Here is a 13,268-nt window from a genome sequence, read left to right as displayed (position 1 = left end):
GCCCGACAGGCGGGCCCTAAGGGGTGCCGAGCCAGCTGGTGGCGTCGAGGCGGAACGCCGTCTCCGCGGGGACGACGTTCCGCAGGTCCGTCTCCAGGGCGCGGACGCGGTCGGCGCCGAGGGCGGCGCTCCACTCGGCCCGCAGCTCGTCGAAGACGGCCGCGGAGCGGGCGAGGACGGCGTGGCCCTGCGGGGTGAGGCGGACGAGTTTGCGGCGCGCGTCGGCGGGATCGTCGGCGCGTTCCGCGTATCCGAGGGCGAGGAGCCGGTCGACGGTCTTGCCGGCCGCCTGCTTGGAGACGCCGAGCCGGCGGCCGATCTCGCTGGCGGTGGTGCCCCGGGGGCCCCCTGCGCCGATGGCCTGCATGGCGAAGCCGTGGGCGGGGCGGACGTCGGGGTGGCCCTCGTCGGCGAGCCGGGCGTGGAGCCGGTCGATGAGGGTGCGGAAGCCGCCGAGGAGCAGCAGGGGCAGCTCGAAGGCGGGGGAGTCGGGGGAGGCGGGGGAGTTGAGGGGTACTTCCTTGCTCAGATCGACAACCTGGTTTACGTTTTCTCCGACGACGTGGTCAACCATGTTGTCCATTCTAGAAGGGGGAACCGTCTTGCCGCACGCCGCGCTCGCCGCCCGCATCGCCGACGCCGCCGCACTCCTCAAGGACCAGGCGCCGCAGGTCCTCGACAGCTTCCTCGCGCTCTCCGCCGCCTTCGAGTCCTCGGACCTCGACCCGCACGCCCGCGAGACCGTGATCCTCGCCGTCGCCCGCCGCAGCCAGTGCCACCTCTGCGTCGACATGCACGAGGCGAAGCTCGCCGCGCTCGGTCCCGCTCCCGATCCCGAACGACTCGACGCCGTAGGGAAGTTCACCCTTCAGGTGCTCGCCTCCTCGGGTGCGGTGTCGGACGCGGAGCTGGCCGCCTTCGAGGCCGCCGGACACACCCGGAAGAACGCGCTGGAGGTCGTCCTCGGGATCGGCGCGTACACCCTCTCCACCTTCGCCAACCGGATGACCCGGGCGGCCTGACCCACCTAGGGCCTAGGGGGTGTACGGCCCGCCGAGACCCCACGCCTGGTGCATCGCGTCGGCGAAGGCGGCGGCCAGTTTGTGCTCGCCGGTCGGGCCGGGGTGGGTGCCGTCGTACGTGTCCTCCTTGAGGTCGTACGACTCCGGGACGGTCGCGAGGAGCAGCGGCGAGTCCGGTGCGTCGAGGTCGGCGACCGCCTTCGCCAGGAGTTCGTTGAAGCGGGCGCACTCGGCGGCGAAGGCGGCGTCGTAGCCGGCCCGGATGTTGGGGATCACCGGCAGCAGCACCGCCCGGACGCCCGGCCGGGCGGCCCGGGCGGCGGTCAGGAACGCCCGGACGTTCGTCTCGGTCTGGTCGCTGTTGGTGTAGAAGCCGAGGTCGATCAGGCCGAGCGAGACCAGCAGCACGTCGGCGCGGGTGGCGGCGACGGTCTCCCCGATCGCCGGCGCCATGTGCAGCCACCCCTCGCCCCACCCCGCGAGGTGCCGCCGGGCGGCGGCGGGGAAACCGGGATCGGCGTACGCCTGCGGATCGGCGCGCGCCGCCGGGTCGTCCGGATCGCCCTCGGGGACGTACAGCCCGTCCCGGGGTCCGACGATCTCGTACCCGCCGGGCAGCACCCGCTCCAGGTGCCGCCACATGCGGTACCGCCAGGTCCAGTCGCCGGCGCGTCCGATGGTCATGCTGTCGCCGACGAACAGAAAACGCATGCTCGCATCATTCCGGAAGCCCGCGCGCCCCGGCGACGTGACCCCGGCCACCCCGGCCCGGCCACCCCGCCGCGGGCCCCCGGCCGCCCCGGCCCCTCAGCGCAGGAAGCCCGCGACCGTCGCCGCGAACCACTCCGCGTCGTCGTGCCACGGGAAGTGCCCGCCCTCCGCGAGGACCGCGAAGCCGGCGGACGGGAAGAGCTTCGCGTACGCCTCCGCGGTGGGCGGCGGCGTGTTCGCGTCGCCCTCGCCGGCGACGACCAGCACCGGCCGCCCGAACTCCGCGAAGGCCGCGCGCGTCGCCGCCGGGTCGTAGGCGCCCTCGCCGCCGTACACCGCGGCCCCCGCCCCGTTCCGCTCCCGGTCCGAGGCCGCGTGCCGCTCGCGTGCCGCCGCGTCCCACGTGCCGTGGAAGAACGGCGCGACCTTCCCGAAGGACTCGGCCGTGCCGCGCCCCGCCGTCACGTCCTCCAGCGCCGCGTACGCCTCCGCGAACCACGGCAGCCCGGCCCGCAGCCGCGCCGCCGCCAGCCGCTCCTCCGGCGCCGTGTCGATCCCGGCGGCCGCCGCGCCCGGTGTCACGAGCACCAGCCGGGCCACCCGCTCGGGGTGCCGCGTCAGGTACAGCGCCGCCAGGTTCGCGCCCGCCGAGTGCCCGAGGAGGTCGACGGTGTCGAGCCCGAGGTGCGCGCGCAGCGCCTCCACGTCCCCGACCAGCCGGTCGCAGCGGTACGAGGCCGGGTCCTCCGGCACCGCCGACGCGCCCGTGCCCCGCAGGTCGAGCCGGATCAGCGTCCGGTGGGCGGCGAGACCGCCCAGGTCGCCGAGGTAGGCGGAGTCCTGGAGGGGGCCGCCGGGCAGGCAGAGCAGCGGAGCGCCGGAACCGGACGCGTGGTACGCGAGCGGGGTGCCGTCGGGAGCGCGGAAGGAAGGCATGGGCGCGACCATGGCAGCGGCCTCCGCGCAGGTCAAGCGGGTTCCCCCGGCGCCGTGGCACGCTTGGTCCCATGCGATCTGCTCTGTGCGCCCTCGGCGCGGCCGCCGCCCTGGCGCTGCTCCCGGCCGGCCCTGCCTTCGCCGAAGGGCAGGAACCGGACCGGGACTTCACGATCGAGGACGCCCGGATCACCGAGTCCAGCGGCCTCGCCGCCAGCCGCGCCCACCCCGGGATCTACTGGACGCACAACGACCAGGACGAGCCCCGCGTCTTCGCCGTCGACTCCCGCACCGGGAAGACGGTGGCGACCCTCACCCTGACCGGCGTCGGCACCCCCCGCGACATGGAGGCGATCTCCGTCGGCCCGGACGGCGACCTCTACGTCGGCGACATCGGCGACAACCTCGACGGCTCCTGGGACCACGTCTGGATCTACCGCTTCCCCGAGCCGAAGACCCTGAAGGACCAGACCGTCCGGGCGAAGCAGTACGTCGTGAAGTACGCCGACGGTCCGCGCAACGCCGAGGCGCTGATGGTCCATCCGAAGACCGGCCGCGTCTACATCGCCAGCAAGAACGAGGAGGGCGGCGGCCTCTACGCCGGTCCCGAACGCCTCTCGGCCTCCGGCACCAACACCTTCCGCCGCGTCGGCGAGGTCCCCTGGGTGACCGACGGCGCCTTCTCGCCCGACGGCGGGAAGCTGCTGCTGCGCGGCTACTTCAGCGCCCGCGAGTACGACTGGAGGGACGGCCGGATCGAGGGCGACGGCACCTCGCCGGGCGCCCCCTTCCAGGGGCAGGCGGAATCGGTCACGTACACCCTCGACGGCTCGGGCCTCATGTTCGGATCCGAGGGCGAGCGGAGCCGCGTGGTCCGGGTGGACCGCCCGGACGCCCCCCGCCCCGAAGCACCGGACGGGGCCACCCCCGGTCCCGGTTCCGGCACCACCGCCCCGAGCCCCGCGCCCGCCGACGGCGAGCCCCGGGGCAGTGCGACCACGGGGTTCCTGGTGCTGGCCGGCGGCACCGTCCTCGTCCTCGGGGTCAAGCGCCTGCTGCGGCGCGGCTGACCAGCACCTCGAAGCCGTCCAGGATCCGCTCCAGGCCGAAGGCGAACTGGTCGATCTCGCGGGTGAAGGTGTCGTCGGCGAGGGCGGCGACGGTCGGGTAGTCGCCGGTGGCCATGGCCCGTTCCAGGTACGGCGTCTGGGCGCGCCAGAACTCCTCGTCGCTGACGCCGGTCTCCTTCGCCGCCTCCGCGGTCTGGAACTCCATCCGCGCGATGCCGGCGACGAAGCTCTGCACGGTGACGATGGCGGACACCGTCTCGGGGTCGCTCAGGCCCATGCCGTGCGGGCCGGTGAGCCCGGCCAGGCAGAGGTCGAAGCCGCGCAGGGTGTTCGGGCCGAGCAGGGAGCGGGCCTCGTTGACCTTGAGCAGCCAGGGGTGCGCCCGGTAGAGGGCGAGGTGGCCGCGGGCCAGTGCCTCGACGGCCTCGCGCCAGTGCGCGGGCGGTTCCACGGGCCCGTCCGGCAGGGCCTCGCCCTGCACCCGGTCGAGCATCAGGTCGAGCAGTTCGTTCTTGCCGGGGACGTACCGGTACAGCGACATCGTGCCCACGCCGAGCTCGGCGGAGACCCGCCGCATCGACACGGCGTCCAGCCCTTCCGCGTCCGCGAGCGCGACCGCCGCCCCGACGATCCGGTCGAGGGTGAGGCCCGGCTTGGGGCCCCGGCTGGGGCGTTCGCCCGTGCCCCACAGGAGTTCGAGGCTGCTGCTCGTCTGGTCCGTCATGCCCTCACTTTAAAACTGAGTACACCGTACCCGTAATGGGGTACGGTGTACTCAGTTCGCTTTCCGGTGCCGGGACAGGTGCCGGTGCGGGGCCTGTCCGGCGCCGCCGGGCGAGCCGTCCAGCGCGTGCGAGTGGAGGCAGTCATGTACGAACACCCGGTCCTCGCCGAGGGCCTGCGCAAGCGGTACAAGGCCAAGGGAGCCGGCTCCCGCAAGGGATCCGCCGCCCCGGAGCCGTACGCGCTCGACGGCTTCGACCTCACCGTCCGCCGGGGCACCGTCCACGGCCTCCTCGGACCCAACGGCGCCGGCAAGACCACCGCCGTCCGCATCCTCGCCACCCTCCTCAAGGCCGACGGCGGCCGCGCCGAGGTCGCCGGGCTCGACGTGGCCCGCGACGCCCGCGCCGTCCGCGCCCGGATCGGCCTGGCGGGCCAGTACGCCGCCGTCGACGAGAACCTCAGCGGCCGCCAGAACCTCGAACTCTTCGGCCGGCTCTTCCACCTCGACCCCCGCCGCGCCCGCAGCCGCGCCGGCGAACTCCTCGACCGCTTCGGCCTCGCCGACGCCGCCGAGAAGGGCGCCGGCCAGTACAGCGGAGGCATGCGCCGCCGCCTCGACCTGGCGGCCTCCCTGATCCTCGCCCCCGAGGTGCTCTTCCTCGACGAGCCCACCACCGGGCTCGACCCGCGCAGCCGGGGCGAGGTCTGGGACGCCGTGCGGGACCTCGTCGCGGAGGGCACCACCGTCCTCCTCACCACCCAGTACCTGGAGGAGGCGGACCGGCTCGCCGCCCGCATCACCGTCATGGACCGGGGCCGCGCCATCGCCGACGACACCCCCGACGGCCTCAAGAACCGCGTCGGCGGCGACCGCGTCGAGGTCGTCGTCGCCGACCCCGCCGACCTCCCCGCCGCCCACAAGATCCTCGCCCGGGTGTCCGCCGCCGAACCGACCGCCGACGAGGCCGGACGGCGCGTCCACGCCCCCGTCAGCGACCGCGTCGCCGCCCTCACCGAGGTCGCCCGCACCCTCCAGGACGAGCGGATCCCCGTCGAGGACATCGGCCTGCGCCGCCCCAGCCTCGACGACGTCTTCCTGACCCTGACCGGTCACGACAGCCAGGACGCCGGCCGGAGCGGAGCGGGCGAACAGGACGAACAGACCGCGCAGAGCGACCACAGCACCGAAGGAGCCGTCGCCGCATGACCACCGCGACCCCCGGCCTCACGTCCCCCCGCGGCCGCGCCTACTGGGCCGTCACCGACTGCCTCACCCTCGTCCGCCGCACCCTGCTCAACTACCGCAGCCAGCCCGTCGCGATCCTCTGGCAGCTCGGCTTCCCCATCATCTCCGTCCTGCTCTACGGCTTCGTCTTCGGCAGCGCCATGCGCGTCCCCGGCGGCGGGGACTACAAGGACTTCCTCATGCCCGGCATGTTCGCCATGACGATGACCTTCGGCCTCATGAACACCGCCACCGCCGTCGTCAACGACTCCGCCAAGGGCGTCATGGACCGGTTCCGCTCCATGCCGATGGCCCCCTCGGCCGTCACCACCGGCCGCGGTCTCTCCGACCTGATCGTCGCCTCCGCCGAACTCGCCATCCTCACCGCCACCGCCCTCGCCATCGGCTGGAGCTCCGACGGCGGCGTCCCCGGCACCCTCTTCGGCTTCGGCCTCCTCCTGCTCCTGCGCTTCAGCCTCATCTGGGTGGGCGTGTGGTGCGGACTCGTCGTCCCCAACGCCGAGTCGGCCGGCGCGCTCTACGCCGTGATCTTCCCCGTCACCATGATCTCCAGCGTGTACGTGGCGCCCTCGCTCATGCCGGACTGGCTGGCGCCCGTGGCGGCCTGGAACCCCATCTCCTCCACGGTCGCCGCCACCCGCGAACTCTTCGGCAACCCGGGCGCCGACGGCGCCACCTGGGTCGAGCAGAACGCCGTGCTCATGGCCGTCGTCTGGCCGCTGGTGCTCACCGCGATCTTCCTGCCGCTCGCGGTCCGCCGCTTCCAGCGCCTCAGCCGCTGACACGAAGAGCCGCCGACGCGGAAGGGCGCACACACGGAAGGGCCCGCACCGGTCACGACCGGTGCGGGCCCTTCCGTACACCCGAAGGCGAGCCCTGAGGTCAGAGCTTCTCGATCACGTGGTCGATGCAGGCCGTCAGCGCCCGCACGTCCGCCGGGTCGATCGCCGGGAACATCGCGATCCGCAGCTGGTTGCGGCCCAGCTTGCGGTACGGCTCCGTGTCCACGATCCCGTTCGCGCGCAGCACCTTCGCCACCGCCGCCGCGTCGATCTCGTCCGCGAAGTCGATCGTGCCGATGACCTGCGAGCGCTTCGCCGGGTCCGTCACGAACGGCGTCGCGTACTTGGACTCCTCGGCCCACGTGTACAGCGCGTCCGAGGACTCCTTCGTCCGGGCCACGGCCCAGTCCAGACCGCCCTGGCCGTTGATCCACTTCAGCTGCTCGTTCAGCAGGAAGAGGGTCGACAGCGCCGGGGTGTTGTACGTCTGGTTCTTCAGCGAGTTGTCGATCGCCGTCGGCAGCGAGAAGAACTCCGGGACGTGGCGCCCGGACGCGTGCACACGCGCCGCCCGCTCCAGCGCCGCCGGCGAGAACGCCGCCAGCCACAGGCCGCCGTCGGCGGCGAAGGACTTCTGCGGAGCGAAGTAGTAGACGTCCGTCTCGGTGATGTCCACCGGCAGACCGCCCGCGCCCGAGGTCGCGTCGACCAGCACGAGCGCACCCTCGTCGGCGCCCGCGACCCGCTTCAGCGGGGCGGCGACACCGGTCGAGGTCTCGTTGTGCGTGTAGGCGTAGACGTCCACGCCCGCCTCGGCCACCGGCTCCGGGTGGCTGCCCGGGTCGGAGGAGATCACGGTCGGCTCGGCCAGCCACGGGGCCAGCTTCGCGGCCTTCGCGAACTTGGAGGAGAACTCGCCGAAGGAGAGGTGCTGGGACTTGTTCTCGATCAGACCGTGGGTCGCGACGTCCCAGAAGGCGGTCGATCCGCCGTTGCCCAGGATCACCTCGTAGCCCTCGGGCAGCGAGAAGAGGTCGGAGATGCCGGCACGGACCTCGCCGACCAGGTTCTTGACCGGAGCCTGGCGGTGGGAGGTGCCCAGGAGAGAGGTGCCGGTGGCGGCCAGGGCGTCCAGCGCCTCCGTCCGCACCTTGGAGGGGCCCGCGCCGAAACGGCCGTCTGCGGGCTTGATGTCAGCGGGAATCTGGATATCGGCCACGAGCCGGAGAGTATCGGTTCGGGAAGGCGCCGGTCGCCGGATGTCCGCCCGATGAGACGAAAGGCGAGACATCCTTGCGTGGTGGGAACAGACGAAGGACTCGCCGCCGACCTGCGTGCCGCCGTCGCCGGGGAGGTCGACTTCACCGCCGCCGCCCGGGCGCTCGTCACCATGGACGCCTCCAACTACCGCCGCGTACCTGCCGGAACGGTCGCCCCCCGGGACGCCGACGACATCGCCGCCGCCCTGGCGGTCTGCCGCGCCCGCGGCGTCCCCGTCGTCCCGCGCGGCGCGGGCACCTCCATCGGCGGCCAGGCCACCGGCACCGGCGTCGTGCTCGACCTCACACGCCACCTCGACGGCATCGTCTCCGTCGACCCCGAGGCCCGCACCGCCGTCGTCCGGCCCGGCCTCGTCCTCGGCCGGCTGCGGGAGGCCGTCCGCCCGTACGGCCTCACCTTCGGCCCCGACCCCTCCACCCACAGCCGCTGCACCCTCGGCGGCATGATCGGCAACAACGCCTGCGGCGCCCACTCGGTCGCCTGGGGCACGACCGCCGACAACGTGCTCTCCCTGGATGTGGTGACCTACCGGGGCGAGCGGTTGACGCTCGGGAGCGACGGGCGGGGAGCCCCCGCCGGACTCCTCGACCTCGTCGGCCGCCACCTCGCCCTCCTCCGCACCGGCTACCCCGCCGGCCTGCCCCGCCGCATCTCCGGCTACGCCCTCGACGCCCTGCTCCCCGAGCGGGGCACGGACGTCGTCCGCTCCTTCGTCGGCAGCGAGGGCACGCTGGGCGTCGTCACGGAGGCGACCGTACGGCTCGTCCCGCTGCCCGCCGCGCCGGTGCTCGTCGTCCTCGGGTACGCCGACGAGACCGCGGCCGCCGACGCCGCGGCCGGACTCCTCCCGCTCGGACCGCTCACCGTCGAAGGCATGGCCGCGGACCTCGTCGGCGGGGCGACCGGACTGCCCCGGGGCGGGGCGTGGCTCTTCTGCGAGGTCGACGGGGAGACGGCGGCCCGCGCCCTGGTGCGGGCGGCCGACGCGGTCGACGCGGCCGTCGTCCGCGACCCGGCCGGGCAGCGGGCGCTGTGGCGGATCCGGGAGGACGCCGCCGGCACGGCCACCCGGATGCCCGGCGGCGGGGACGCCTGGCCGGGGTGGGAGGACTGCGCGGTGCCGCCGGCCCGGCTCGGCGCCTACCTGCGGGACTTCCGGGCGCTGCTCGCCGGGCACGGGCTGCGGGGGACCCCGTACGGCCACTTCGGCGACGGCTGCGTCCACGTCCGCATCGACTTCGACCTGTGGACGGGCAGGGGCGTCCGCGACTTCCGCCGCTTCTCCGAGGCCGTGGCCGACCTCGTCGTCGCCCACGGCGGCTCCCTCTCCGGCGAACACGGCGACGGACAGGCGCGGGCGGAACTCCTGCCGAGGATGTACGGGGACGAACTCGTCGCCCTCTTCGGCGCGGTGAAGGACCTCTGGGACCCGGACGGCGGCCTCAACCCGGGGATGCTCGTCCGGCCGAAGCCCCTCGACTCCGGCCTCCGCTTCGAGGGCCTGCCGCTGGTGGGGGTCGGCAGGGAGGCCGCGCGGTGCGTGGGCGTCGCCAAGTGCCGGGTCGCGGGCCCGAGCACGGGCGACGCGGTGATGTGCCCGTCGTTCCGCGCGACGGGCGAGGAGAAGCACTCCACCCGCGGCCGGGCCCGCCTCCTCCACGAGATGGCGCTCGGCGAGATCGTCACCGACGGCTGGCGCTCCGAGGAGGTCCGCGAGGCGCTCGACCTCTGCCTCTCCTGCAAGGGCTGCCGCAGCGACTGCCCGGTGGGCGTCGACATGGCCGCGCACAAGGCCCAGTTCCTGGACCGCCACTACGCCGGCCTCACCGGCCTCCTGCGCCGCCCGCGCGCGCACTGGACGATGGGCGGACTCCCGCGCTGGCTCGACCTCTTCGGCGGCCGCCTCAACACGATGACCCGGCTCCCCCTCGCGGCCCGCCTCGCCGGCGTCACGGACACCCGCCCGCTGCCGCGGGTGGCCCCCCGCACCTTCACCGACTGGTTCGCCGACCGAGGCTCGGTCCGCGCCCCGGCCCTCACGCTGTGGCCCGACACCTTCACGGACCACCTGGCCCCGGAAGCGGGCCGCGCGGCGGTCCGGGTCCTGGAGGCGGCCGGCCTGGGCGTGACCCTGCCACCGGGCAGGGTGTGCTGCGGCCTCACGTACGTGTCGACGGGCCGCCTGGGAGCGGCCCGGCGGGTCATGGCGCGGACGCTGGACGTGATGGAGCGGGAGGCGGGGGAGGGACCCGGCCCGGTGGTCGTCCTCGAACCCTCCTGCGCGGCGGCGCTCCGCACCGACCTCCCCGAACTGCTCCCCGACGACCCGAGGGCGGCCCGTCTCGCGGCCCGGGTCCTCACCTTCGCCGAGGCGCTGGAGCGCCTGGCCCCCGACTGGACCCCGCCCCGCGTCGACCGCGAGGTGACGGGCCAGACCCACTGCCACCAGCACGCCGTCCTGGGCGACGCGGCGGACCGCCGGCTCCGCGCCCGGGCGGGCCTGACGGGCGACCTGGCGGGCGGCTGCTGCGGCCTGGCGGGCAACTTCGGCTTCGAGCCGGGCCACGAGGAGGTCTCCCTGGCCTGCGCGGAGGACCAGCTCCTCCCGGCCCTCCGCGAGGCCCCGCCGACCACGGAGCTCCTGGCCGACGGCTTCTCCTGCCGCACCCAGATCGCCCACCTGACGGCCCGGAAGGGCCGCCACCTCGCGGAGGTCCTGGCGGAGGCGCTGGACGGGAGCGAAGGCGCTCCGCGCGCGGGCTGAGGCGCCCGGGTGCCGGGTAGGTTCGGGGGATGGACTCGGAGTTCTCCGCGCGCGGTACTGGATCCCGTTTGTCCCTGCGGGAGTTGGGCGTCGGTGACATGGTGGCCGTGCACGGGGTCTACGGGTCGCCGGCCGTGACCGAGCACCTCGGTTTCGAGCCCCGGTCCGTCGAGGAGGGCCGCATCCGGGGGCACGTGTTCGTCCGCGGTGCGTGGCGGGACTCGGTGACGTACGGGATTCTGCGGGAGGAGTGGGACGGCACCGCTAGCCGGCCCCGCTGACGATCTCGCGGGCCATCGCGACCAGGGCCCCGGTGGCCGGGTGCGGGAACGCGTCGCGCCAGGCGAGGAGGACGGGGAGGGGCGGGGCGTCCGGCAGCGGGCGGTAGGTGACGCCGGGGTGGGGGTGGAGCGCGGCCGTCGACGCGGAGGAGACGCCGACGCCCCGCGCGGCGGCGATGGCGGCGAGCCAGTCGTCGGTGTTGGCGACGGTGAGCGTGCTGGTGGGGCGGGCGGGCAGCGGCCACAGCGTGAGGGCGGTCGCGCCGGAGACGGTGTTGAGGACGACCGTCTGGTCCGCGAGGTCGAGGAGGGTGAGGTCGCCCGGGCGGTCCGCGAGCGGGCTGTCGGCGGGGAGGGCCGCGACCCTGGGTTCCGTGGTCAGCTCGGCGGTGACCAGGCCGGGCGCGTCGACGGCGCCGCGCAGCAGCGCCGCGTCGACCTGGCCCCGGGCGAGGCCGGCGGTGCGGTCGTCGACGCGGAGGAGTTCGAGCGGGGTCTCCGGGTGCTCGCGCTGCCAGCGCCGCAGCAGCGGGGTCGTGTACGGGCCGAAGGCGGACCAGGCGTGGCCGAGGCGGAGCGGGCGGTGGCGCAGCCGGGCGGGGTCGACGGCCGCGTCGAAGGCGGCGAGGGCGGCGGCGGCCCGTTCGCGGAAGGCACGGCCCTCGGCGGTGAGGGCGAGGTGGTGGGTGGAGCGGTCCACCAGCCGTGCGCCGAGGTGCCGTTCGAGGGCGGCGAGGGTGCGGGACACGGCGGGCTGCGTCAGGTGGAGGCGGGCGGCGGCCCGGGTGAGGTTCTCCTCCTCGGCGATGGCGAGGAAGCAGCGGAGGTGGCGCAACTCGATGCTCACGGTCATGTCTCTGGAGCATAACCGCAGGCCGATCGGCATTTCCGCTGCCGCGCCCGACTCCGTAGCGTGGAAACGGAATTCGGTCTTCGAAATGCGGGAAAGTGCATTACTCTGGACTGAGGGTTTAGTGGATTGAACTTGCGCGGCCGGTTCCGGTGCGGGCCGGGGAGGAGTGGTGGTGGGCGTGGACAGCCAGGCGGCGGGCGCGGCGACGGCGGTGACCGCGGCGGCGGTGACGGCTCCGGAGGTGACGGGAGTGGTCACGGCCCCGGCCGGTGCCGCTTCCGGGGGCCCGGCCTCGGTGGGCCCCGCCTCGGCCGTTCCCCCCGCGGCGGGCCGCTCCGCTCGCTTCGGGCCCGTCGCGCTCGTCGTCGCCGGTGGGCTCTCCGTGCAGTTCGGCTCGGCCATCGCCGTGCTGCTGATGCCCCGGGCCGGTGCGCTCGGCGTCGTCACGCTGCGGCTCGTGCTCGCCGCGCTCGTGCTGCTGCTGGTCTGCCGGCCCAAGGTGCGCGGATACAGCCGCGCCGACTGGGGGACGGTCGTCGCCTTCGGCGTCGCCATGGCGGGGATGAACATCCTCTTCTACCAGTCCGTCGACCGGATCCCGCTCGGTGCCGCCGTCACCCTGGAGGTGCTCGGCCCGCTGATCCTCTCCGTCGTCGCCTCCCGCAGGCTCGTCAACCTCCTCTGGGCCGGCCTCGCGCTCGGCGGCGTCGCCCTGCTCGGTGGCGGCGGCTTCGACCGCCTCGACCCGCTCGGCGCGGGCTTCGCGCTCGCGGCGGGCGTCATGTGGGCGGCGTACATCGTCTTCAGCGCCCGCACCGGTCGCCGCTTCCCGCAGGCGGACGGCCTGGCCCTCGCGATGGCGTTCGGCGCGGTCCTCAGCCTGCCGTTCGGCATCGCGGAGGCGGGCGACGCCCTGCTCGTACCGACGACGATCGCGCTGGGCCTCGGCATCGCCCTGCTCTCCTCGGTGCTGCCGTACACCCTCGAACTGCTCGCCCTGCGCCGGCTGCCCGCCCCGACCTTCGCCGTCCTGATGAGCCTGGAGCCCGCCATCGCGGCGGCCGCGGGCTTCTTCGTCCTGCACCAGGCGCTCTCCCTGACGGACGGTCTCGCCATCGCCCTCGTCATCGCGGCGAGCATGGGGGCGGTGCGGACGCAGACGGCGGCGGTCGCCGCGTAGCCCCGCCTCGCGTACGCGCTCCCGCTCGCGCCCTTCGGCCGGCATCCGGATCTTTCCGGGTGCCGGCCGACGCGTTTCGGGCCGGGGTCCCGCGCCGAGGGCCGCAGGGTCCCGTGCCGAGGGCCGCAGGGGTCGCACGCAGGGGCCGCGGCGGCCCCGCGGAGCGTTCACTCTCTCATCATTGCAATGCTCTGGCATATGCCGTTGCGTCAATCTTGAATTCATTGCAATGAATTATCTGCTCTGACCTGCACTGATGCTGCTCCAGTGCAACGAGTGGGTTGTCGAGACTTGGAAAGCAACGTAGCTTTTCTCTTGTCAGAAACACCGACGGAGCAAGAAACGACAACGACCTCGCAGGAGCAGTCATCATGCAGACCTTCGCCACCGCCGCCCCGATCACCGCCGTCGTCTCC

The 13,268-nt window shown here is 74.2% G+C and carries 14 protein-coding genes; 7 read left to right on the top strand and 7 right to left on the bottom strand.

From position 1 onward, the window contains the following. Positions 1-16: 16 nt before the first annotated feature. Positions 17-574, bottom strand: a complete 558-nt coding sequence (locus tag ACFYT9_RS37245; protein WP_389171160.1) for a MarR family winged helix-turn-helix transcriptional regulator — start codon at positions 572-574, stop codon at positions 17-19. A 28-nt stretch (positions 575-602) separates the two neighbouring features. Here ACFYT9_RS37245 and ACFYT9_RS37240 point away from each other — a divergent pair, with 28 nt between their 5' ends. Further along, positions 603-1,022: a carboxymuconolactone decarboxylase family protein gene (locus ACFYT9_RS37240; RefSeq protein WP_387278744.1), complete on the top strand. Its 420-nt coding sequence runs from the start codon at positions 603-605 to the stop codon at positions 1,020-1,022. Positions 1,023-1,034: 12 nt separating this feature from the next. Here ACFYT9_RS37240 and ACFYT9_RS37235 read toward each other — a convergent pair whose 3' ends face one another. Continuing rightward, positions 1,035-1,733 carry a GDSL-type esterase/lipase family protein gene (locus ACFYT9_RS37235; protein ID WP_389171157.1) on the bottom strand — a complete coding sequence of 233 codons (699 nt, stop codon included), beginning with the start codon at positions 1,731-1,733 and terminating at the stop codon, positions 1,035-1,037. A 96-nt stretch (positions 1,734-1,829) separates the two neighbouring features. After that, complete coding sequence (locus tag ACFYT9_RS37230) at positions 1,830-2,669, bottom strand: alpha/beta fold hydrolase (RefSeq protein ID WP_389171154.1); 840 nt, start codon at positions 2,667-2,669, stop codon at positions 1,830-1,832. A gap of 71 nt (positions 2,670-2,740) precedes the next feature. Here ACFYT9_RS37230 and ACFYT9_RS37225 point away from each other — a divergent pair, with 71 nt between their 5' ends. After that, the gene (locus tag ACFYT9_RS37225; RefSeq protein WP_387278738.1) at positions 2,741-3,739 is read left to right on the top strand and encodes a WD40 repeat domain-containing protein; all 999 of its coding nucleotides are present in this window, start codon (positions 2,741-2,743) and stop codon (positions 3,737-3,739) included. Here ACFYT9_RS37225 and ACFYT9_RS37220 read toward each other — a convergent pair. Next, positions 3,714-4,463, bottom strand: coding sequence for a TetR/AcrR family transcriptional regulator (locus ACFYT9_RS37220; protein WP_387278736.1), 750 nt, complete (start codon positions 4,461-4,463; stop codon positions 3,714-3,716). The two genes, ACFYT9_RS37225 and ACFYT9_RS37220, sit on opposite strands and share 26 nt — an antisense overlap. A 144-nt stretch (positions 4,464-4,607) precedes the next feature. Here ACFYT9_RS37220 and ACFYT9_RS37215 point away from each other — a divergent pair, with 144 nt between their 5' ends. Together ACFYT9_RS37215 and ACFYT9_RS37210 are read left to right on the top strand one after the other, a co-directional pair. Further along, positions 4,608-5,672 carry an ATP-binding cassette domain-containing protein gene (locus ACFYT9_RS37215; RefSeq protein ID WP_389171150.1) on the top strand — a complete coding sequence of 355 codons (1,065 nt, stop codon included), beginning with the start codon at positions 4,608-4,610 and terminating at the stop codon, positions 5,670-5,672. Next, positions 5,669-6,493 carry an ABC transporter permease gene (locus tag ACFYT9_RS37210; protein WP_389171147.1) on the top strand — a complete coding sequence of 275 codons (825 nt, stop codon included), beginning with the start codon at positions 5,669-5,671 and terminating at the stop codon, positions 6,491-6,493. Before ACFYT9_RS37215 ends, ACFYT9_RS37210 begins: the two co-directional genes overlap by 4 nt. A gap of 100 nt (positions 6,494-6,593) precedes the next feature. Here the strand turns inward: ACFYT9_RS37210 and serC are convergent, their stop codons facing one another. Next, positions 6,594-7,712, bottom strand: a complete 1,119-nt coding sequence (gene serC, locus ACFYT9_RS37205) for a phosphoserine transaminase (RefSeq protein WP_389171144.1) — start codon at positions 7,710-7,712, stop codon at positions 6,594-6,596. Positions 7,713-7,763: 51 nt separating this feature from the next. Here serC and ACFYT9_RS37200 point away from each other — a divergent pair, with 51 nt between their 5' ends. Then, on the top strand, positions 7,764-10,538 hold the full coding sequence (locus ACFYT9_RS37200) for an FAD-binding and (Fe-S)-binding domain-containing protein (RefSeq protein WP_389171142.1): 2,775 nt from the start codon (positions 7,764-7,766) through the stop codon (positions 10,536-10,538). Positions 10,539-10,567: 29 nt separating this feature from the next. Further along, positions 10,568-10,819: a hypothetical protein gene (locus ACFYT9_RS37195; protein ID WP_389171140.1), complete on the top strand. Its 252-nt coding sequence runs from the start codon at positions 10,568-10,570 to the stop codon at positions 10,817-10,819. On the opposite strand, the gene ACFYT9_RS37190 is transcribed toward ACFYT9_RS37195, so the two are convergent. Continuing rightward, entirely contained in the window at positions 10,803-11,705 is a 903-nt protein-coding gene (locus ACFYT9_RS37190; protein ID WP_376602591.1) for a LysR family transcriptional regulator, read from the bottom strand. The genes ACFYT9_RS37195 and ACFYT9_RS37190 overlap by 17 nt on opposite strands. A 145-nt stretch (positions 11,706-11,850) precedes the next feature. Here ACFYT9_RS37190 and ACFYT9_RS37185 point away from each other — a divergent pair, with 145 nt between their 5' ends. Further along, complete coding sequence (locus ACFYT9_RS37185) at positions 11,851-12,852, top strand: DMT family transporter (protein ID WP_389171138.1); 1,002 nt, start codon at positions 11,851-11,853, stop codon at positions 12,850-12,852. A gap of 178 nt (positions 12,853-13,030) precedes the next feature. Here ACFYT9_RS37185 and ACFYT9_RS37180 read toward each other — a convergent pair. Continuing rightward, positions 13,031-13,268: hypothetical protein (locus ACFYT9_RS37180; RefSeq protein ID WP_389171136.1), on the bottom strand; the 238-nt coding region annotated here is incomplete at its 5' end.

Origin of the sequence: Streptomyces sp. NPDC004435 (assembly GCF_042873895.1) — a bacterium.
Taxonomy (GTDB): domain Bacteria; phylum Actinomycetota; class Actinomycetes; order Streptomycetales; family Streptomycetaceae; genus Streptomyces.
This window is presented reverse-complemented; position numbering and strand designations above follow the sequence as displayed.

Excerpts from the sequence above, each read along its gene's own strand:
- ACFYT9_RS37245 (WP_389171160.1), bottom strand. The coding sequence starts at position 574 with ATGGTTGACCACGTCGTCGGAGAAAACGTAAACCAGGTTGTCGATCTG.
- ACFYT9_RS37235 (WP_389171157.1), bottom strand. The coding sequence starts at position 1,733 with ATGCGTTTTCTGTTCGTCGGCGACAGCATGACCATCGGACGCGCCGGC.
- ACFYT9_RS37230 (WP_389171154.1), bottom strand. The coding sequence starts at position 2,669 with ATGCCTTCCTTCCGCGCTCCCGACGGCACCCCGCTCGCGTACCACGCG.
- ACFYT9_RS37225 (WP_387278738.1), top strand. The coding sequence starts at position 2,741 with ATGCGATCTGCTCTGTGCGCCCTCGGCGCGGCCGCCGCCCTGGCGCTG.
- ACFYT9_RS37220 (WP_387278736.1), bottom strand. The coding sequence starts at position 4,463 with ATGACGGACCAGACGAGCAGCAGCCTCGAACTCCTGTGGGGCACGGGC.
- ACFYT9_RS37215 (WP_389171150.1), top strand. The coding sequence starts at position 4,608 with ATGTACGAACACCCGGTCCTCGCCGAGGGCCTGCGCAAGCGGTACAAG.
- ACFYT9_RS37210 (WP_389171147.1), top strand. The coding sequence starts at position 5,669 with ATGACCACCGCGACCCCCGGCCTCACGTCCCCCCGCGGCCGCGCCTAC.
- ACFYT9_RS37200 (WP_389171142.1), top strand. The coding sequence starts at position 7,764 with ATGAGACGAAAGGCGAGACATCCTTGCGTGGTGGGAACAGACGAAGGA.
- ACFYT9_RS37195 (WP_389171140.1), top strand. The coding sequence starts at position 10,568 with ATGGACTCGGAGTTCTCCGCGCGCGGTACTGGATCCCGTTTGTCCCTG.
- ACFYT9_RS37190 (WP_376602591.1), bottom strand. The coding sequence starts at position 11,705 with ATGCCGATCGGCCTGCGGTTATGCTCCAGAGACATGACCGTGAGCATC.